This window comes from Synechococcus sp. A15-28 (genome assembly GCF_014280175.1).
In the GTDB taxonomy this organism is placed as follows: domain Bacteria; phylum Cyanobacteriota; class Cyanobacteriia; order PCC-6307; family Cyanobiaceae; genus Parasynechococcus.
Genome location: NZ_CP047931.1, coordinates 1166085 through 1185002 on the forward strand (window position 1 = coordinate 1166085; position 18918 = coordinate 1185002).

At 60.9% G+C, this 18918-nt stretch carries 24 protein-coding genes, 1 other RNA gene and 1 pseudogene; 13 read left to right on the top strand and 13 right to left on the bottom strand.

The window, feature by feature from the left end; genetic code table 11:
• Positions 1-13 precede the first annotated feature (13 nt).
• The 3 genes from SynA1528_RS06360 to psaK are packed head-to-tail and all read left to right on the top strand — an operon-like array spanning position 14 to position 907.
• The gene (locus tag SynA1528_RS06360) at positions 14-292 is read left to right on the top strand and encodes a DUF2499 domain-containing protein (RefSeq protein WP_186588195.1); all 279 of its coding nucleotides are present in this window, start codon (positions 14-16) and stop codon (positions 290-292) included.
• Positions 293-295: 3 nt separating this feature from the next.
• A complete protein-coding gene (locus SynA1528_RS06365; RefSeq protein ID WP_186588196.1) occupies positions 296-592 on the top strand; it encodes a DUF3593 domain-containing protein in 297 nt (98 codons plus the stop codon).
• A 57-nt stretch (positions 593-649) separates the two neighbouring features.
• Entirely contained in the window at positions 650-907 is a 258-nt protein-coding gene (gene psaK / locus SynA1528_RS06370; RefSeq protein WP_186588197.1) for a photosystem I reaction center subunit PsaK, read from the top strand.
• 13 nt (positions 908-920) lie between these two features.
• Here the strand turns inward: psaK and SynA1528_RS06375 are convergent, their stop codons facing one another.
• Positions 921-2084, bottom strand: a complete 1164-nt coding sequence (locus SynA1528_RS06375; RefSeq protein ID WP_186588198.1) for an NAD(P)/FAD-dependent oxidoreductase — start codon at positions 2082-2084, stop codon at positions 921-923.
• Positions 2085-2102: 18 nt separating this feature from the next.
• The gene (gene dxs / locus SynA1528_RS06380; RefSeq protein ID WP_186588199.1) at positions 2103-4034 is read right to left on the bottom strand and encodes a 1-deoxy-D-xylulose-5-phosphate synthase; all 1932 of its coding nucleotides are present in this window, start codon (positions 4032-4034) and stop codon (positions 2103-2105) included.
• Positions 4035-4114: 80 nt separating this feature from the next.
• On the opposite strand from dxs, the gene ilvA reads away from it, so the two are divergent.
• From ilvA to SynA1528_RS06395, 3 genes are read left to right on the top strand one after another with little or no spacing between them, the layout of a single operon-like run.
• Positions 4115-5644, top strand: coding sequence for a threonine ammonia-lyase, biosynthetic (gene ilvA / locus SynA1528_RS06385; RefSeq protein WP_186588200.1), 1530 nt, complete (start codon positions 4115-4117; stop codon positions 5642-5644).
• 39 nt (positions 5645-5683) lie between these two features.
• Positions 5684-6181, top strand: a complete 498-nt coding sequence (scpB, locus tag SynA1528_RS06390) for an SMC-Scp complex subunit ScpB (RefSeq protein ID WP_186586043.1) — start codon at positions 5684-5686, stop codon at positions 6179-6181.
• A gap of 38 nt (positions 6182-6219) precedes the next feature.
• Positions 6220-6519 carry a YggT family protein gene (locus tag SynA1528_RS06395; protein ID WP_049692832.1) on the top strand — a complete coding sequence of 100 codons (300 nt, stop codon included), beginning with the start codon at positions 6220-6222 and terminating at the stop codon, positions 6517-6519.
• A 1-nt stretch (position 6520) separates the two neighbouring features.
• Here SynA1528_RS06395 and SynA1528_RS06400 read toward each other — a convergent pair.
• Positions 6521-6983: pseudogene (locus tag SynA1528_RS06400) on the bottom strand (hypothetical protein).
• 6 nt (positions 6984-6989) lie between these two features.
• Positions 6990-7319, bottom strand: coding sequence for a nucleoside triphosphate pyrophosphohydrolase family protein (locus SynA1528_RS06405; RefSeq protein WP_186588321.1), 330 nt, complete (start codon positions 7317-7319; stop codon positions 6990-6992).
• A 56-nt stretch (positions 7320-7375) separates the two neighbouring features.
• Between SynA1528_RS06405 and pyk the strand changes: the two genes are divergently transcribed.
• From pyk to SynA1528_RS06425, 4 genes are all read left to right on the top strand, one after another.
• Positions 7376-8830, top strand: a complete 1455-nt coding sequence (gene pyk / locus SynA1528_RS06410; RefSeq protein WP_186586044.1) for a pyruvate kinase — start codon at positions 7376-7378, stop codon at positions 8828-8830.
• Positions 8831-8853: 23 nt separating this feature from the next.
• The gene (locus SynA1528_RS06415; protein WP_186586045.1) at positions 8854-10083 is read left to right on the top strand and encodes an ABC transporter permease; all 1230 of its coding nucleotides are present in this window, start codon (positions 8854-8856) and stop codon (positions 10081-10083) included.
• A gap of 56 nt (positions 10084-10139) precedes the next feature.
• A complete protein-coding gene (gene ftsH / locus SynA1528_RS06420; protein ID WP_186586046.1) occupies positions 10140-12053 on the top strand; it encodes an ATP-dependent zinc metalloprotease FtsH in 1914 nt (637 codons plus the stop codon).
• Between the two features lie 80 nt (positions 12054-12133).
• The gene (locus tag SynA1528_RS06425; RefSeq protein WP_353616588.1) at positions 12134-12385 is read left to right on the top strand and encodes a DUF7219 family protein; all 252 of its coding nucleotides are present in this window, start codon (positions 12134-12136) and stop codon (positions 12383-12385) included.
• A gap of 26 nt (positions 12386-12411) precedes the next feature.
• Here SynA1528_RS06425 and SynA1528_RS06430 read toward each other — a convergent pair whose 3' ends face one another.
• The gene (locus tag SynA1528_RS06430) at positions 12412-12564 is read right to left on the bottom strand and encodes a DUF2256 domain-containing protein (RefSeq protein WP_186586047.1); all 153 of its coding nucleotides are present in this window, start codon (positions 12562-12564) and stop codon (positions 12412-12414) included.
• Positions 12561-13154 carry an ATP-dependent Clp endopeptidase proteolytic subunit ClpP gene (clpP, locus tag SynA1528_RS06435; protein WP_186586048.1) on the bottom strand — a complete coding sequence of 198 codons (594 nt, stop codon included), beginning with the start codon at positions 13152-13154 and terminating at the stop codon, positions 12561-12563. The genes SynA1528_RS06430 and clpP overlap by 4 nt, the downstream gene beginning before the upstream one ends.
• An 80-nt stretch (positions 13155-13234) precedes the next feature.
• Between clpP and psb29 the strand changes: the two genes are divergently transcribed.
• Positions 13235-13879, top strand: a complete 645-nt coding sequence (psb29, locus tag SynA1528_RS06440) for a photosystem II biogenesis protein Psp29 (RefSeq protein WP_186586049.1) — start codon at positions 13235-13237, stop codon at positions 13877-13879.
• Here psb29 and SynA1528_RS06445 read toward each other — a convergent pair.
• Positions 13861-15195 carry a hypothetical protein gene (locus tag SynA1528_RS06445; protein WP_186586050.1) on the bottom strand — a complete coding sequence of 445 codons (1335 nt, stop codon included), beginning with the start codon at positions 15193-15195 and terminating at the stop codon, positions 13861-13863. The two genes, psb29 and SynA1528_RS06445, sit on opposite strands and share 19 nt — an antisense overlap.
• A 149-nt stretch (positions 15196-15344) precedes the next feature.
• Positions 15345-15446 (bottom strand): cytochrome b6-f complex subunit PetN, encoded by a 102-nt coding sequence (gene petN / locus SynA1528_RS06450; protein ID WP_011128167.1) that lies wholly within the window; start codon positions 15444-15446, stop codon positions 15345-15347.
• Positions 15447-15518: 72 nt separating this feature from the next.
• Between petN and clpS the strand changes: the two genes are divergently transcribed.
• The gene (gene clpS, locus SynA1528_RS06455; protein ID WP_186586051.1) at positions 15519-15815 is read left to right on the top strand and encodes an ATP-dependent Clp protease adapter ClpS; all 297 of its coding nucleotides are present in this window, start codon (positions 15519-15521) and stop codon (positions 15813-15815) included.
• A 2-nt stretch (positions 15816-15817) separates the two neighbouring features.
• Here the strand turns inward: clpS and SynA1528_RS06460 are convergent, their stop codons facing one another.
• A complete protein-coding gene (locus SynA1528_RS06460; protein ID WP_186586052.1) occupies positions 15818-16045 on the bottom strand; it encodes a hypothetical protein in 228 nt (75 codons plus the stop codon).
• Between the two features lie 74 nt (positions 16046-16119).
• On the opposite strand from SynA1528_RS06460, the gene SynA1528_RS06465 reads away from it, so the two are divergent.
• On the top strand, positions 16120-16395 hold the full coding sequence (locus SynA1528_RS06465; protein ID WP_186586053.1) for a DUF2103 domain-containing protein: 276 nt from the start codon (positions 16120-16122) through the stop codon (positions 16393-16395).
• 11 nt (positions 16396-16406) lie between these two features.
• Here SynA1528_RS06465 and SynA1528_RS06470 read toward each other — a convergent pair whose 3' ends face one another.
• From SynA1528_RS06470 to SynA1528_RS06485, 4 genes are all read right to left on the bottom strand, one after another.
• Positions 16407-16607, bottom strand: coding sequence for a hypothetical protein (locus SynA1528_RS06470; RefSeq protein ID WP_186586054.1), 201 nt, complete (start codon positions 16605-16607; stop codon positions 16407-16409).
• 16 nt (positions 16608-16623) lie between these two features.
• Positions 16624-16807, bottom strand: a non-coding RNA gene (gene ssrS, locus SynA1528_RS06475) — 6S RNA.
• A gap of 19 nt (positions 16808-16826) precedes the next feature.
• Positions 16827-17990, bottom strand: coding sequence for a 5-(carboxyamino)imidazole ribonucleotide synthase (locus tag SynA1528_RS06480; RefSeq protein ID WP_286187751.1), 1164 nt, complete (start codon positions 17988-17990; stop codon positions 16827-16829).
• Positions 17991-18045: 55 nt separating this feature from the next.
• Positions 18046-18918: a carbohydrate ABC transporter permease gene (locus SynA1528_RS06485; protein ID WP_186586055.1), complete on the bottom strand. Its 873-nt coding sequence runs from the start codon at positions 18916-18918 to the stop codon at positions 18046-18048.

Below are 18918 nucleotides of genomic sequence, written 5' to 3' on the forward strand. Positions count from 1 at the left end.
TTAGGGTGTCGGTATGCATGCCCTCTCCCTTGGCACCTGGTGGATTCATGTCACCTCGGTGATCGAATGGAGCCTGGCCATCATCCTGATTCAACGTCGAGGATTGAAGTGGTTGGCCCTGGCCATGGTGCCGGCTTTGATCAGTGCCTTGGCGGCGTGCACCTGGCATCTGTTCGATAACAGCGAGGCCCTGCGCCCTCTGGTGACCCTGCAGGCGGCGCTCACCCTCATCGGCAACGTCGTCCTGGCGTGGGCGGCATGGGCCCTCCTGCAACGACGGGCAGCAAGCTGAGCCATGGACTTTGATCCCGCACCGCTGTTTGCCCTGTCGCTGCTGCCTTATCTGTTGTTTCTCCGTTGGCTCAAACGCAGTGAGGCCTTGCCCGATCTCGCACTCTGGGGGTTCCGGCTGACGCTGTTGTTTGTGCTGATGACCATCGGCGCTGCCGTGCTGGCCCTGCGCTGTTGCGATGCGGAACTGGTGGCGGTGGATGTCCTCCATGGCGGAGCGGAAGCCTTTCTCACCCTGGCCAATGCCGTTTTGGTGATCGGTCTGCTGCGCTCCGAGACCGACAGGGTGAACAACTCTTAAGAGGAGAAGACAGAAGACCGCCGAGCTTGGAAGATAAAGCGTCGCTCACTGGCTTTAATGCTGACCCCTCTCTTCGCCATCGCCCCCGCAACCCTGACCTGGTCTCCGAAGGTTGCGCTGGTGATGATTGTCTGCAATGTGATCGCCATTGCCGTGGGCAAGGCCACCATCAAGCACCCCAACGAAGGTGCCGCACTGCCGAACGCCGCCTTCTTCGGTGGCATGGGCCACGCCGCTCTGCTCGGAACCACCAGCCTCGGTCACATCATCGGCATCGGTGCCATTCAGGGTCTGGCTGCCCGAGGCGTCCTCTGAGTCGCGTCCGCGTTCAGCGGAGATACGGCAGCAGTCGCCAGCCGTAACGCTCAAACCGATAGGCAAACAACAAACTGGACAGGTCCTCAGCCGAGGCCTGTCCAGACAGGCCGTGAATGAGTCGCGTCATGCGCCGATCAGCCTCGGCTGAGTTCAGGCCCCACCAGGTGCGCCGTGCCAATCGATTGGACACGGTCCAACGCCAGCCGAACCGCTGTCGAAGGGCAGCCTGGAATTCCCGGTGGGATCCCCCCGACAACAGACAGTCGCTCAGGACTGAGGCACTGTCGATGGCATGGCGGATTCCCTCGCCCCCGAGCAGGTTGGCGGTGCTGGCGGCGTCGCCGACGGCCCAGAGCGATCCATCACCAAGGGGTTGAAGCCGATGGATCGTGCTGGCCACGCGGCCACCATGGCGATCCAGCACCGGCAGCTGATCCAGGCCACAGCGTTGCAGCAACCGTCGTAGAGCTTCCCCGAGAGGAACCTTGGGGCGATCTGGAGGTGCCAACCGGCAAACACCCACCTTGAGCCGGTCCTGCGCCATCGGGAACACCCAGCCGTACCCGTGGGGCATCCATTGATGGCCCAGCATGAAACTGACCCGCTCACGCCAGCGGGCCGTAGTGCTGGAGTCCCCCTGGAGCAGCCATTCCACCCCGTCTCCGCTGAGCAGGGGATCATCCATGGACTCAACGGCGACGCCGGTCTGCCGCTGCAGATGCCGGCCCGGACCCGTGGCATCCACCACGAGATCGACCGTTCGATGCTGCTCCTCGCCGGCTGAGGACAACATCACCTCGGCGGACTGTGACCCCAACCGATCAAGCCTCACCCGGCAACCGTTCAGCAGCTCAACCCCGGTGCGCCGAGCACGGTCCCAGAGATGGGTTCTGAACTTGGCGAAATCGAGCACCACCCCCTGTGGCTCAGCGGCCCACCACTGGTGTTCGAGGCCGCTGGGATCCAGCAGCTGCCATCCCCACCAGCTGGCAGAGCGACAGGCCTCCGGAATCAACAGGCGATCGGCATCGGCGAGGGGAAGCGCTGCGCTGGAGTAAGCGTTGCGTTCAGGAGTCGGCAGCGCATCGGCCACGGTGACGTCCCAGCCAGCTTCTGCGAGTTGAACGGCCAGGCTTGCGCCAGCCGGTCCGGCTCCGGCAATCAGAACGTGCACCGGAGATCAGTGCCCCGCTCAGGATTGAACCGCCGGCAGCGATGAGGCACCGGCAAAGTCACGGCCACTGAGCTCAAACCGGCGGCGGATGCGCTCGGCCATCTGAACCGGAGTCAGTCCGAGCGATTCCTTGCTCTGCTGCGGTGTGGCGTGATCCACCATCTTGTCCGGAATACCGATGCGCAGGAGCGGCACGCTGATGTCCTGATCGGACAACGACTCGAGCACAGCGGCGCCGAATCCGCCGGCCAGAGCACCCTCTTCCATCGTCACCACCCGCTGAATCCGCCGAGCCAGCGGATGGATCAAGGCCTGATCCAGAGGGCGCAGGAAGCGCGCGTTGATCACGGTGGTGGACAGACCTGCTTCCTCCAGCAGCGTGGCGGTGTCCAGGGCAGGGTGAACCATGGAGCCGTAGGCCACGATCAGCAGATCGTCACCCTCGCGAAGCAGTTCGCCTCGTCCGATGGGGAGCGATTCCCAGCCTTCCTCCATCAATGGCATGCCAACACCGGATCCTCGGGGGATGCGCAGGGCGGTGGGTCCGTCGTGGTTGAGACAGGTCACCATCATCCGCTGCAGTTCCGCCTCATCCTTGGGAGCCATCACCGTGAAGTTGGGGATGGAGCGCATGTAGCTGATGTCGTACTGGCCCTGATGCGTCGGGCCATCGGCACCGACGATGCCGGCCCGGTCCAGCACGAAGGTCACCGGAAGGTTCTGAATGCCGACATCGTGGATCAACTGGTCATAGGCGCGCTGCAGGAAGGTGCTGTAGATCGCCACGACCGGGCGCAGACCTTCACAGGCCATGCCGGCCGCCAGGGTGACCGCGTGCTGCTCTGCAATGCCGACATCCACGTATTGCTTCGGAACAGCCTTCTGGAGAAGATCAAGTCCGGTTCCTGTGGCCATGGCCGCGGTGATGCCCACCACACGGCTGTTCTGTTCGCAGAGCTTGACCAGCGTCTGGCCAAACACCTTGCTGTAACTGGCAGGTTTCGGCTTCTTCGAGGGAATGGCTTTACCGGTGCTCAGATCAAAGGCGGACTGAGCGTGGTAACCGACCTGGTCAGCTTCGGCATAGGGGTAACCCTTGCCTTTCTTGGTGACCACATGAACCAGCACAGGACCGCCATCCCGGTGGGCGGCCTGGAAAGTCCGCATCATTTCGCCGATGTCATGACCATCGACCGGGCCCATGTACGTGAAGCCCAGCTCCTCAAAGACAGCCCCGACCTTGGGCACCGCAAGGCGACGCATGCTGCCCTTCAGGCGGGTCAGCTCAGCCGGGAGCTCACCTCCCATGAAGGGCAGATGGCGAACGCTTTCCTCAACACTGCCGGAGATGAACTGCATCGGCGGACTCAGCCGTGCCCGATTCAGAACGTTGGAGATGGCACCCACCGGGGGTGAAATCGACATGTCGTTGTCGTTGAGAACCACCAGCAAGGGGGTCTCAGGCAGGTGACCGGCATGGTTGATCGCCTCCAGGGCCATGCCACCGGTAAGGGCACCATCGCCAATCACGGCAACGCACTTGAAGTCCTCTCCGCGATTGTCCCGGGCCATCGCCATGCCCAGGGCCGCAGAAATCGACGTGCTGGCATGGCCGGCACCGAAATGGTCGAAGTTGCTCTCAGAGCGCTTGAGATACCCGGCGACGCCGTTCTGCTGGCGCAGGGTGTGGAAGTCGTTGAAACGACCGGTAATCAATTTGTGGGGGTAGGCCTGGTGCCCGACGTCCCAGATGACCCTGTCCCGGTCGAGATCAAGGGTCTGGTACAGCGCCAGGGTGAGCTCAACGACCCCGAGACCTGGTCCGAGATGACCACCGCTGGTGGACACCACCTGGAGGTGACGATCGCGTATCTGACGGGCGACATCCTCAAGCTCGGACAGCCTGAGGCCATGCAGCTCGTTCGGATGCGTCAGATCTCCGAGATGCATGCACCATGCGCTCCAGTTCATGCAATCTACGGCGTCCGTTCCTTGGAGCCGTTAGCCCTGAACATGGGGAGAATGGAGGGATGACCGACTATCTCCAGCGGATCCTTCGGGCTCGCGTCTACGACGTCGCGCGGGAGACACCGCTTGACCCCGCCCCCAACCTCAGTCGCCGACTCGGCAATGAGGTGCTGCTGAAACGTGAGGACCTTCAACCGGTGTTCTCTTTCAAGCTGCGTGGTGCTTACAACCGCATGGCCCAGCTCACCAAGGAAGAGCTGAGCCGCGGTGTGATCGCCTCGAGCGCCGGGAACCATGCCCAGGGGGTGGCTCTGAGTGCAGGGAAGCTCGGCTGCCGCGCCGTCATCGTGATGCCGGCCACCACTCCCGAAGTGAAGGTGCGCGCTGTCCGTGCCCTGGGGGGGGAGGTGGTGCTCCATGGGGAGACCTATGACGAATGCTCGGCAGAGGCACGAAAGCGTTGCGCGGAGGAGGGTCTCACCTATATCCACCCATTCGATGACCCCGAAGTGATCGCGGGCCAGGGGACCATTGGCCTGGAGATCATGCGGCAGTGCCAGGAACCACCGGATGCCATCTACGTGGCTGTTGGCGGTGGCGGACTGATCGCCGGTATCGGCGCTTACGTCAAACAACTCTGGCCAAGCACCGAAATCATCGGAGTGGAACCGCTGGATGCGGATGCCATGGCCCAATCCATCGAGAAGGGAGAACGGGTTGAGCTTGAACAGGTGGGACTGTTCGCCGATGGTGTTGCTGTGCGCAAGGTGGGGGAGCACACCTTTGCCCTGGCGCAGCAGTTCGTGGACCGCATGGTTCGTGTCGATACGGACGCGATCTGTGCCGCCATCAAGGACGTCTTTGAAGACACCCGTTCCATCCTTGAACCGGCTGGTGCCCTGGCTGTCGCTGGGTTGAAGCAGGACGTGGCCGATCGCCGTTCCAGCAACCGTCGGCTTGTGGCCGTGGCCTGTGGGGCCAACATGAACTTTGATCGGCTGCGGTTCATCGCCGAACGTTCCGAGCTGGGGGAAAACCGCGAAGCCATGCTGGCGGTGGAAATCCCTGAGCATCCAGGAAGCCTCAGATCGCTCTGTGATCACCTGCGCCATCGCAGCCTCACTGAATTCAGCTACCGGATGAGTGAGGGCGCATCAGCCCACATCTTCATCGGCGTGCAGGTGGACGGGGAGCAGGATCGCCACCAGCTCGTGAATGGCCTCGACCAGCAGGGATTCACGTGCCTCAATCTCAGCGACAACGAACTCGCCAAGGTTCATCTGCGTCACATGGTGGGGGGCCGTCTACCCACCGCCTCCAGGACAAGTTGTGCCGGGGACTGCCTGGAACTTCTTTATCGCTTTGAATTTCCGGAGCGGCCGGGAGCGCTCATGCGTTTCGTCACTGCCCTCAACCCCGGCTGGAGCATCAGCATCTTCCACTACCGCAACCATGGAGCTGACGTGGGTCGGATCGTGGTGGGCGTGCTTATTCCGGTTGACGAACACTCCCAGTGGACAGCCTTTCTCGAGGAACTTGGCTACCCCCACTGGGACGAAACCGACAATCCGGCCTACACCCTGTTCCTCTGACGTTGACGGCGATACCTTGGGCCATTGCGGCGGTTCGCGATGTCCACACCGTCTCTTGCGGCCCAGATCGAAGCCATCCTCTACCTGAAGGGTCGTCCCATCGGTCTCAATGAGCTGTCTGAGCTCGCCCGAGCCGAACCCCAGGCGGTGCAGCAGGCCCTGCTGGCCCTCTCAGCTGGCTACGCCCAGCGGGATACAGCGCTGGAGATCGTGGACCAGAACGGTCGTTTCGGTCTGCAGCTGCGTCCGGCCCTTGCGGACCTGGTTCAGAACATGTTGCCGGTGAATCTCTCCACCGCCACGCTGCGGACCCTGGCAACGATTGCCCTGAAGAAGCGCATCCTTCAATCCGATCTTGTGGATCTGCGGGGCTCCGGTGCCTATGACCACATCAAGGAGCTGCTGGCCCAGGACTTCATCGAACGACGCCGTCAAAGCGAAGGTCGCTCGTACTGGATCACGCTCTCTGAAAAGTTCCATCGCACCTTTTCGGTGCTTCCGGACCTGGGGCAGGACCCACCGGCTCGGGCTGCATAGACTTTTCGAAGAATTCGAAACGAACCGTGGACACAACCATGCTCACCAGCGGCATCGCCTATCTGCTGCTGGTGCTGTCCACCGCCGTGAACATCTACCTCTTCGTGCTGTTCGTGCGGGTGTTGCTCACCTGGTTTCCCAACATCGACTTCAGCAATCCAGTGCTGGGTGGCGTCGCATCCATCACCGACCCCTACCTCAACATGTTCCGTGGGGTGATCCCGCCGATCGGCGGGATCGACCTTTCAGCCATCCTGGCCTTCATCGCCCTGCGGGTGCTGCAGGGTCTGCTGATGGCATCCAGCGCGCAATTTCAATCGATGAGCCTGGGCTTCTGATTCACTGAATCGCCTGCTCCAGCGGCAGCAGGTCATCGTCATCAACGCTGGTGAGATGCGCGGACGGGTGCCTTGACCCGGGCACGGGGATTGCGAATCTCAAACGGGCCCGGTGTCCCTGCAGGGACGGAGAGCCTCAGGGCAAAGTTCTGCACACCGGGACCAACGTCTCCAATCGAACCGATCCGAGTTCGATTCGGAAGGATCGGTTCTCCACTGGCATCGAGGATCCGAGCAAACACATCGGTATCCACGACGGCTTTGCGGCCGGGATTCTCCACATCTCCGCTGAGCACGTAACACGTTGCTCCCGTGGGTCGGGAAAAGTCCGGTTGGTTGCCGGGATCCTCAACAGAGCAGGGCTCAAGGCTCAGATGACTGAGGTTCAGCTCGGCTGCATCAACGGGGTGCACCCCTATCAGCAAAATCAGCAGGGCGAGCAGGGGCAGCAGACGTTGGGACATGAATTCCTAGCGATGGTCTCCACTGCCGGTGATGCGACCACGGGCCGCACGGCTGGCCAGTTTGTCGAGATTGGCCGAGGCGACCTCTTCAAGGTCATAACCCAGCTCACGGGCCAACTGGGCGACATACCAGAGCACATCTCCCAGTTCGAGCTTGATCGCTTCCCTCGTCTCCGGATCGAACACCCCCTCACGATCACGCAACACCTTTTTGACCTTGTCCGCCACCTCGCCGGCTTCTCCCGTCAGACCCAGCGTCGGGTAGATGGGGTTCTGCCCCACCTGGGGGTAGGCGGCTGTACTCCGGGCCGCATCCTGATAGGCATTGAGCTCCATGGCCACGGTCTGACAACGCCTGGATGGTAGTTTCCGCAAGGTTTTTGAGCCTCGGTATGGGCCAGTTCGATCAGAACCGTCGGACCAAGATCGTGGCCACCATCGGTCCAGCCACGGAAAGTTCCGAACGCATCAAGGAACTGGTTCAGGCTGGTGCCACCACCTTTCGGCTGAATTTTTCCCACGGCGATCACAGCGAGCATGCGGCTCGCATCGCGACCATTCGCCAGGTGTCCGAAGAGCTGGGCATCAACATCGGCATCCTTCAGGACCTGCAGGGCCCGAAAATCCGACTGGGTCGCTTCGCTGATGGTCCGATCACCCTCGCCAATGGAGACCGTTTCTCCCTGACCTCCAGGCCGGTGAGTTGCAACCAGACCATCGCCACGGTCACCTACGACAAGCTGGCCGATGAGGTCACCGCCGGCAGCCGGATCCTGCTGGACGACGGCCGCGTGGAAATGAAGGTTGAGCAGGTTGATCAGGCGGAGCAGACCCTGCACTGCAGCGTCACCGTCGGTGGCGTGCTGTCCAATAACAAAGGAGTGAATTTCCCGGATGTGCAGCTGTCTGTCCGGGCGTTGACGGACAAGGACAAGGTGGATCTGGAATTCGGGCTCTCCCAGGGCGTGGACTGGGTCGCCCTGAGTTTCGTACGCAACCCCTCCGACATGGAGGAGATCCGCGGCCTGATCCGTGAGCAGGGCCACGAAACCCCCGTCGTCGCCAAGATCGAGAAGTTCGAGGCCATCGATCAGATCGACGCCATCCTTCCCCTCTGCGACGGCGTGATGGTGGCCCGGGGTGACCTCGGTGTGGAGATGCCGGCGGAGGAGGTTCCTCTGTTGCAGAAGGAACTGATCCAGAAGGCCAACTCCCTGGGAATCCCGATCATCACAGCCACCCAGATGCTGGATTCGATGGCCTCCAGCCCCCGCCCCACCAGGGCCGAGGTCAGCGACGTGGCCAACGCCATTCTTGATGGCACCGATGCCGTGATGCTGTCGAACGAAACGGCCGTTGGCGATTTTCCGGTGGAGGCCGTTCAGACGATGGCCACCATCGCCTGCCGGATTGAAAAGGACTACCCGGAGCGTTCCGTCGACAGCCACTTGGCCAGCACGGTGCCGAATGCCCTCAGCGGTGCGGTGAGCACGATCGCCAGCCAACTCAATGCCTCGGCGATTCTTCCCCTCACCAAGACTGGGGCCACGGCCAAGAACGTCAGTAAGTTCCGCCCTGCAGCAACGATTCTGGCCATCACACCGGATCCAACCGTGGCCTGCCGTCTGCAGCTGGTGTGGGGTGTGAAGCCGCTTGTGATTCCTCAGCATGAACGCACCACCCACACCTTCCTGGCGGCCATGACCAAGGCCAAGACCCTGGGATTGCTCAAGGAAGGCGATCTTGTGGTTCAGACCGCTGGCACCCATACGGGCGTTTCGGGATCCACCGATCTGGTCAAGGTGGGGATCGTCAGTTCCGAGGAATCACCCGTCAACATGATCTGATGACATCTGCCCGCTGAGCTGAGATGACCCGGCGGATGCCACCAACGGAAACCGTGAGGATGGCCCTAACCACCCTGCGCAGTAACCGGCTGCGCAGCCTTTTGACAATGGTGGGCATCGTGATCGGCAACGCGTCTGTGATCACGCTGGTGGGAGTCGGACGCGGTGCCCAGGGTCTGGCGGAAGAGCAGCTCAGCAACCTCGGCGCCAACGTGCTGTTCGTGGTTCCTGGCAATAACGACACCCGCCGCCGCGGGGTGGCGTTCCCGAAGACCCTGGTTCTTCAGGACGCTGAAGCGATCGTTGAGCAGGTGCCCAGCGTCCGTCGTGTCGCTCCTCAGATCACCAGCAGTCAGGTCGTTCAGGCAGGAGCCAGAACAGCCACCAGTTCGATCTCCGGCATCACGGCTGATTTCCTACCGGTGCGCAGTTTTGAGATCTCCAGCGGCCGCTTCATCTCTCCGCAGGACAACCAGGCTGCCCGTGCTGTGACGGTGATTGGTCCCGACCTGCGCAGCAAACTCTTTCCCACCGGGGACCCGCTTGGACAGCAGATCCGCATTGGCAACCAGGCGTTTGAAGTGATCGGAGTGATGGCCCCCAAGGGGGCGGTGTTCGGCAGCAACCAGGACGAGAACGCTTACATCCCCCTGAGCACGATGGTGACCCGGCTCACCGGTCGTGATCCCACCTATGGCGTCAGCCTGAGTTTCATCAGCGTTGAGGCGAGGGATGAAGCCAGCACCAGCGCCGCCAAATTCCAGATCACGAACCTGCTGCGTCAGCGCCATCGGATCCTCCGGGACGACGACTTCGCGGTGCGCTCTCAGAAGGATGCCCTCACCATCGTCGGCACCATCACCGGTGGACTCACCCTGATGCTTGCCGCCATCGGTGGCATCTCTCTGCTGGTCGGAGGCATCGGGATCATGAACATCATGCTGGTCTCGGTGAGCGAACGAACCGAGGAGATCGGTCTGCGCAAAGCTCTCGGTGCGCGCAGCAGTGATGTTCTCCAGCAGTTCCTGGTGGAGTCTCTGGTGCTGGCCAGCCTCGGTGGCGCCATCGGCACGGCCACAGGACTTGGAACGGTGGCGCTCGTCGCAGCGGTGAGCCCCCTGCCAGCCAGCATCGGACTCACCACCGTTCTGGTGACCGTCGGCCTGTCCGGCTCCATCGGACTGTTCTTCGGCGTCGTCCCGGCCCGTCGGGCTGCGAAACTCGATCCGATCGTGGCGCTCAGAAGCCTCTGAACCCCGTCACGCCTGCCTTTTTCCTGCTTTACAGTCGCTCATCATTTCTCAGGATCATGAATCAGCGTTGGCGCCTCGTCGCCCTCTGGCTTCTGCCCATCGGCGTCGTGCTCCTGATCGGTTGGCAGGTGATCAGTAACGGTGGTCTGAACAACCAGAACGCCGGAGGCACCACGGTGGCTCCTCGCAATGCAGCTGTGGCACGCATGAGCTACGGCCGCTTCCTCGACTACGTGGAAGCCGGTCGCGTCACCGCGGTCGACATCTACGACGGTGGCCGCAATGCCGTGATCGAAGCGGTGGATCCCGACCTGGACAACCGAGTTCAGCGTCTGCGGGTGGATCTTCCCGGTCTGGCACCCGAGCTGGTCAACACCCTGAAAGAGGAAGGCATCAGCTTCGACATTCATCCCCCACGCACGGCTCCACCTGCCCTTGGACTCCTTGGCAATCTGCTGTTCCCAGTTCTGCTGATCGGTTCGTTGATCTTCCTGGCGCGCCGCAACAGCGGCATGCCCGGTGGTCCCGGCCAGGCCATGCAGTTCGGCAAGAGCAAGGCCCGCTTCATGATGGAAGCGGAAACCGGCGTGATGTTCGATGACGTCGCCGGCGTCGCTGAGGCCAAGCAGGAACTTCAGGAAGTGGTGACCTTCCTCAAGCAGCCCGAACGCTTCACGTCCGTTGGTGCTCAGATCCCCCGCGGATTGCTGCTGGTCGGCCCTCCGGGCACCGGCAAGACCCTGCTTGCCAAAGCCATTGCCGGAGAGGCTGGCGTTCCCTTCTTTTCCCTGTCTGGGTCTGAATTCGTTGAGATGTTTGTGGGTGTCGGTGCAAGCCGGGTCCGCGATCTATTCAAAAAAGCCAAGGAGAACAGTCCCTGCCTGATCTTCATTGACGAGATCGATGCTGTGGGTCGCCAACGTGGTGCCGGCATCGGTGGCGGCAACGACGAACGGGAGCAGACCCTGAACCAGCTGCTCACCGAGATGGATGGTTTCGAAGGAAACAGCGGCATCATCATCATTGCCGCGACCAACAGACCGGATGTCCTGGACTCCGCTCTGATGCGTCCGGGTCGCTTCGACCGCCAGGTCACCGTTGATGCGCCTGACATCAAAGGTCGCCTCTCCATTCTTGAAGTGCACTGCCGAAACAAGAAGCTTGAGGAGGAGCTCTCGCTCGAAAGCATTGCCCGCCGCACCCCAGGCTTCACCGGTGCAGACCTGGCCAACCTGATGAATGAGGCCGCCATCCTCACCGCCCGTCGCCGCAAGGAGTCCATTGGTCTCAGCGAAATCGATGATGCCGTTGATCGCATCATTGCCGGCATGGAGGGTCGCCCCTTGACCGACGGCCGCAGCAAGCGTCTGATCGCTTATCACGAAGTCGGTCATGCCCTGATCGGCACGTTGGTCAAGGACCACGATCCGGTCCAGAAAGTCACCCTGATTCCTCGCGGACAGGCACAGGGTCTGACCTGGTTCTCACCCGATGAGGAACAGACCCTGGTCACGAGAGCTCAGCTCAAGGCGAGAATCATGGGAGCCCTGGGCGGCCGCGCTGCTGAGGCCGTGGTCTTCGGACATCAGGAAGTGACCACCGGTGCTGGCGGCGACATTCAGCAGGTGGCCTCCATGGCCCGTCAGATGGTGACGCGCCTGGGTATGAGTGATCTCGGCCCTGTGGCACTCGAGGGTGGTGGTCAGGAAGTCTTCCTCGGTCGGGATCTGATGTCCCGCAATGACATCTCGGAATCAATCTCCCAGCAGATTGATGAACAGGTGCGTCAGATGGTCAAGCGTTGCTACGAGGAAACCGTTTCTCTGGTGGCGGCCAATCGTGAAGCCATGGACCGTCTGGTGGAACTGCTGATTGAGAAAGAAACCATGGATGGCGGCGAATTTGCAGCAGTGGTTGCTGAGTTCACGCAGGTTCCAGACAAGGAACGGTCTGTCGTAACGCTCGATTGACGTGACGCTCAACTGACAAACCATATGCAACCTGGTTTGCTCTTCTTAGGATTGAGCAGACCATTTTTTATATCGTTTCAGTGGCTGAACAGGATGGGATTCGAAATCCGATGGAGATGTTCAGCAGTTTTCACGGAAAAGACTGGACCCCTCAGAGAGCCGCCTTTCATCAGAACCTTGAACAATTTGCTGATCGAATCGGATTGATCGTGGGGCTTCAAGCCAACGGAAAAATCAGTCAGGAAGAAGCCTATGAGCAGATCAAGAGTCTCTGGAAAACATTGAAAAATAGTAAAAACGATTTGCTCTCAGAACAAAATTCCGACGCTTGAAATATCTAGAGTCTATTTCGTATGTTTTATCGATTTTCCGATTGATCGTTATTCCCTTTCCTTCTACGGCATCGTTCTGAGCAGTAGATCACTGAATCCCAGTTGTTGCGCCAGGCCTTTCTCCACTGAAAGGGGCGGTTACAGACAGGGCAGATTTTGCTGGGCAAGCCCGATTTCACTCGACAGCCTGAACAGGGCGTTTGTCGATCACCGAATCAATCAGACCGTACTCAACAGCTTCTCCTGGGGCCATGAAGAAATCCCGATCGGTGTCCTGTTGAATTCGATCGAGCGGTTGCCCAGTGCGATCCGACAGCTCCTGGTTGAGCCGATCCTTCAAATAAAGAATTTCGTCGGCCTGAATCCTGATATCACTGGCCTGGCCACGGGCACCACCCAAGGGTTGGTGAATCATGATCCGGGAATGCTGAAGGCTGCTGCGCTTCCCTTTGGTTCCAGCGGAGAGCAGAAACGCTCCCATGCTGGCGGCCAGACCAACGCAAACGGTGTGCACATCGGGTTTGATGTGCTGCATCGTGTCAAAGATGCCGAGACCGTCGTAAACGGAACCGCCCGGTGAATTGATGTAGAGGTAAATGTCTTTCTCAGGATCTTCCGCTTCAAGGAAGAGCATCTGAGCCACGATCCGGTTGGCCGAGTCACTGGTAACGGCTTCACCTAGAAAAATGATGCGTTCGCGCAGCAAGCGCGAATAAATGTCAAAAGCCCTTTCACCACGGCCTGACTCCTCGATAACGATTGGAATCATGGCGTCCCTGCGAGTCGGTTAATCCTAACGGCGATGTCTTCGGCGCTAGGGTCACTGCCATTCGATTGAGAGCACGCACGTTGGCTGAGCGTCACACCATTGCGGACAGCAAGCGCGCCTTTCATCAGGCCTTTCCCCACGTCATTGCACCGTTGTACCGCCGGGTTGCTGACGAACTCCTCGTGGAGCTGCATCTGCTCAGTCACCAGACTGGTTTTCAAGCCAACAACCTGTTCGCCGTCGGGCTCAACACCGTGTTTGAGCGCTTCACCCAGGGATACCGCCCCGCAGAGCACCCGGCAGCCTTGCTTTCGGCTCTTTGCAGCAGCAACGGATTCGATGCTGGACAGTTCAAAGAGAGCGCTCAGCAATCACTGAAAGAAGCCGAGGGGCATTCGGATGATTCCCTGCACACCTGGCTGAAGCAACAGTCCCTGTCCGATGGGGCTCACTATTCCAGGCTCATGGCCGTTGGACTGTTTGCACTGCTGGAAGCCTCCGCAGGCAACGCAGAGAAAGATGCTGAGGCCCTGCGGAAACAGGCGGTCGACCTGTCAGCGGACCTCGGTTTACCGGCTGAGCGCGTTGAAAAGGACCTGACCGTGTTCTCCTCCAACAGCGAACGGATGGAACAGGCGGTGGAGCTGATGCAGGAAACCCTCGCCGCCGAGCGGCGCAAGAAGGAAAGACGGCTGGCGGAGGCTGCTCAGGGATCAGCCAGCTGACCCTCCATCCATTGCCAGTCAGACTTGCTCCTCAACAACGGCACGAGCCGCAGTTGAAGAGCCCCAGCTTCCCGAATCGATGCTGACCAGCTCTGGGACATCAGATCCCGTTTGATCAGATCAGCGGGCCGCACGCTGAGGGTCAGCTCTCGGCCTGCGCTGGAGCTGGTGCGATCCAAGGGCAGCGGAGGCCCACCAACACTCAGGCTGACGCGCTGCGGCGAATCCTTTGAAGGCGGGAGAATCCAACCTCCCAAGGACGCTCCACCAGCTCGAGACCAAACCACCGCTGGGCTGGCTGATCGACCATCCGGATTGATGACGTCCTCGATGCGTCGCTCCAGGCCACGCCCCTCGAGGGCATGGCCAACACGGCTGAGAACTGCCGCCAGATCGTGTCGTTTGAGCGTCGTTTGCAGCTCCAGATGCAGAACGGCCTGAAAGGGTCCGCTGTCCTTTGATTCCAGGCGAATCTGAATCGGAGCATCCAACAGGCTCTTCAACGTCGTCAGCGGGAGTCCGAAATTGGTCTCCAGTGATTGCTTGATCGAAGCATTGTCCAGGAGGCCTCCCAACAGCAGATCTGTCCTGGGACTGACGAGCCGTACAAGCTCTGATTGATGAACCACAGGGGTCATGGGCTGTCGTTCGCTCCAACGGGACTCAGGCGCAACCCACTGCGCGGCAGCAGGTGCACGGTCCAGAGGACGAGACGCCACGACACCGAGGAAGCTCAGACGCGTTCCGTGGCGGGACAGGCTGAGGCAACCATGAGAGGCCGACTGCAGCAAGGCAGAGATGGGGCCAGCCATCGTGGGCAAAGCCTCAGCAGACCAAAGCACCGCTGGCCCCTCGATCAGACGCGTCAGGCACTGTTTCATCAGTCTCGATCGAGGTGGGCGGCCCTTTCGAGACTGCTGCTCAAAAACACTGGCCTGCCCAGGGTCGGCGAACACCAACCGCGGCATCGACTGTTCGGAGGAGCGATTCGATGCTGTCGCCGGCAGCAGCAGAACGGCTGAGCCGCCATTGAGCCAGGCCGTCCACCAGATGGAGCCGTCACTGGCCGTCCAAAGACGGCTTGCCTCCTCAGTGCCCAGTCGCTGCTGCCATCGCTGGGGTGGTGGTTGCTTGGCCTCTACCCGATAGCTCTGCAGGAGGTCCGACACGGCCAGCAGGCGATGCAGGGTGGCTGGTCCACCAGCAGACTCGCGCCACTCTGGAGCGGACAAGCGCACCAGGGGGAACACAATCAGAAGCAGCAGTGCTGATGAGGTGAGCGGGTGAACTGCAACCCAACGGAGACGCTTCGCCAACCCCATGACAGCGTTATCGACCTCGACGTCTGTCTCGCCACTCGACGACGGACAGATAGATCACGGAAACAGTGACGAAAACAAGGAGAACTGTTGCGGTGATCTCCAGCCCCTGAGTGAGCGTGAACGTCGCAGGACCGTTCAAAGCCTCAGAAGTTCAGCGTTCCGTCGCCATTGCGACCCCACACCACCATGGCGATGGAGAAGCTGAACATGGCGGCGAGCGATGCCCAGGCAACGGTGAAGAGCATGAACTTGAATTCCTCGATGGGCGGATCCTACCTAGGGTCCACGACAAACTTTCTTCGTTTGAAGCAACTGTCATGAGCAGCTCCAGTCCTGGCTCAGCGTCGTTGCTTGAGCGCCAGAGCACCACCCAGCGTTATCCCCAGGCCCGTGTGATCGTTCTCGATGACGACGTCAACACGTTTCAGCATGTCGTGGACTGTCTGCGGAAGATCATTCCGGGCATGAGTGAGGAGAAGGCCTGGAACCTCGCCAATCGCATCGACGGACAGGGGGCAGCTGAAGTGTGGTGCGGTCCACTCGAACAGGCCGAGCTCTACCACCAGCAACTCTCCGCAGAGGGGCTGACCATGGCTCCCCTCGAACGCTGCTGATCTCAGGCTGCCGGTTTCCGGCTTGCTTTGGTCAATCGCAGAAGATCCACGGTCTGCAGCCGTTGCGTCTGGGCATCGAGAACAAATCGCACCACCCGACCAGGGCAGAACGCCAGTCCCCGCACTTCCCGGCCATGCAGTTCAGCCGTCAGCATCCTCGCTTCAGAACCGCAACGCTCCACCAACGGACCGGACACAGTGCGTCGCAGTGCATCGACTGATTTGAGCATCACGGCCACAGGTGGCTCACTCCGGCATAGCCAGGCTGGCTAGCGTTGTTTCGTTCAGCGGATTTCCTCAAGGTTTGGGCCGGGTCGTCATCACCCACAGCACCTACGTGGATGGGTTGATTCCCTGGTTGAAAAGCCTGGCCAAGGATCGGCGCATTCAGACGGTGACCCCGGCGGTGATCAATCGGGTCAAGGGGCGAAGTCAGACCCTTCAACTCAGGGTTTCAACCCCGATCCGTGGCGGATTCAAGCTGATGGCTCGCAAGGGAAGCAGTGTTCAGGAGGTTTTCGTCGTGACCGAGCTGGAGCAGAGTCAGCTGCAGCAGGTTGTGGATGAGCACCGTCCCTGATCGGCTGCTGATCAATGGCCCTCGGCCATTCGGCATGCGTCCGGGAACGACACTCTGATTTCAGGCTGACTGGCACAGAGCTCAGCCCAGTCCGCCCGTCGAAAGCATTGGGGAAGGATGGCGCGGCAAGCCACCTGTGCTTCATCAGGAAGGAAACGGACTGGCTCGGTTTGAGCCAGAACAAGTCCGATCACAACCAGCAGCGTTGGCATCCTCAGCCTGGGAAAAGGGTGAACCGCCATGCCGTGCGAGCCCCAGTGGTCGACCTGGAAGAACCAGAAGGGGCGACAAAGTGGGGTTTCGTTTCCGGCTGCATGGCCGGTCTACGTCACCGTCACGACAGTCTCCCCAAGTCGAAAGAGAGTCAGATCAGAGCACTAGAAAAAGGCCGTCACCAACACAGCAGTTCAAGCTTCAGCTTAGGGCTGAATTCAACCGGAGGATGGCCAGATCCCGCGGATCAGCTCCAGTGCGGCCTGGGCTTGCTGCTCACGCTGTTTGGCATCGGGTCCCGGGAGGAGCACGGTCACGTGACCAAGCTTGCGACCAGGAGTTTCCGGTGTTTTGCCGTACCAGTGCAGGTGCGCATCCGGCAGAGCCGCCAAGGCATCCAGCCGCTGCTCCAGGGATCGGGAGGGATTCTCAAGCCCCAGCAGATTCACCATCAGGGCACCATTGCTGGTGAGTTCAGGGGCTGGCACCGGTAGACCGGCCGCAATGCAAACCTGTTGATCGAACTGACTGCTGCTGCAGGCTTCAATCGAAAAGTGGCCGGAGTTGTGAGTACGAGGAGCCACCTCGTTCACCTGCAGACCGTCGGGACCGAAGAAAAACTCCAGGGCCAGAACCCCCACATAGTTGAGTTTGGTGAGCAGAGACGCGGCCACGTTGTAGGCCTGAGCCTCCACCCCTTGATCCACCGCCGCTGGAGCCAGAACCCAGTCACAGACTTGCTGACTTTGATGGGTTTCCACCAGGGGGAAGCTGCGGACCCGTCCCTGGGCATCACGACTCACCACCAGCGCCAGCTCCCGTTCGTACGTCACCCAGCACTCCAGCAGCCAGTCGTCGCCGTCCACACTGCGGATCAAACGAGCCAGGTCTTCAACGGACTCCACGACAACGGTCCCCTTGCCGTCGTATCCGCCGTGGGCCGCCTTGGCCATCACCGGAAATGACCAACCTTTCGGCAGGGCTGGCTGGGCCGCGGAGATCTGACTCAACGGACACCAGGGTGGTGCGGCGATGGCGAGATCCGCCAGAAGCTGGCGCTGCGACAGCTTGTTGACCAGTGGAGAGAGGGCGGCGAGGGCCGGTCGGAACCGTACCCCCTGCTGTTCGAGGGGGATGAGGGCGTCGATGTTGACCCACTCGTTTTCGAAGGTGACCCCCTGGCAACCCACGACAAGTTGGCGGGTTCCGGCCACATCGCGAGGATCCGCTGTCACCTGACGGGATGCACCGGCACAGGCGGGGTCGTCAGTGGAACCGGTCTGAACCGCCACGGCCACCTGCCGTTCTGCAGCAGCCTCCACCATCATGCGAGCGAGCTGGCCGCCGCCGACGACACCGATCATCTCGGCCGTGGTGGTCATTCCCCATGGGTGCGCAATCCTCCGCAGCTTGCCACTCAATGGAGCGCCTGACCTCTCAGATCAGGGCACGGTCGCCACTGAAGGCCAGACGCACCAGGGTGAAGAGCATCACCACCAGGAACAACGCCAGACCGAGGGTGCAGGCGTAACTGATCTCCAGTTCGGCGAAGGCCTGGTCGTACACGTAATAAACGATCGTCCGGGTTGAATCTGCAGGCCCACCCTGGGTCATCAGGAACACCTCCTCGAACACCTTCGTGGCCGCAATGGACGACACCACAGCGACAAGGGAGACATAGGGCCGCAGCAGGGGCAGGGTGATGTCCACGTGCTGACGCCATCCCTCACTGCCGTCGAGCTCCGCCGCCTCGTAGAGCTCTTTGGGGATGCCCTGCAAACCCGCCAGAAAGATCACCATGTAATACCCGAGCCCTTTCCACAACGTCACCACCATCACTGCCGGCAAAGCCAGCTGTGGTGACGTCAGAAAACCGATGGGGGTGAACGACGGGCCGATCAGTTCGGCAAGCCATCCGTTGATCAGACCGTTTTCTGCATAGAGCCAACGGAAGGCGATGGCTGCCACCACGATCGACACCAACACCGGTGTGTAGAAGGCGCCGCGCATCAGGTGACTGCCGGGCAGACCGCGGTTCACCAGAACCGCCAGAGCCAGTGAACCGAGAACAATCGGCGGAACAACTCCGCAGAGATACAGAAACGTGGTGAGCAGCACCCGCCGCACCATCGGATCCAGGAGGAGCCGCTGCAGGTTGGCCAAGCCGACGAAGCGGAGTGGCTCGCTCACGTCCAGGCCGGACGCGGTGAAGCTCATCACCAGAGCCATGAGCGCCGGGAGCAGAACCGAGAGACTGATCAGCACCAGGGCCGGCAACAGAAACGCCCAGGCAACGAGACTGCGGCGCAA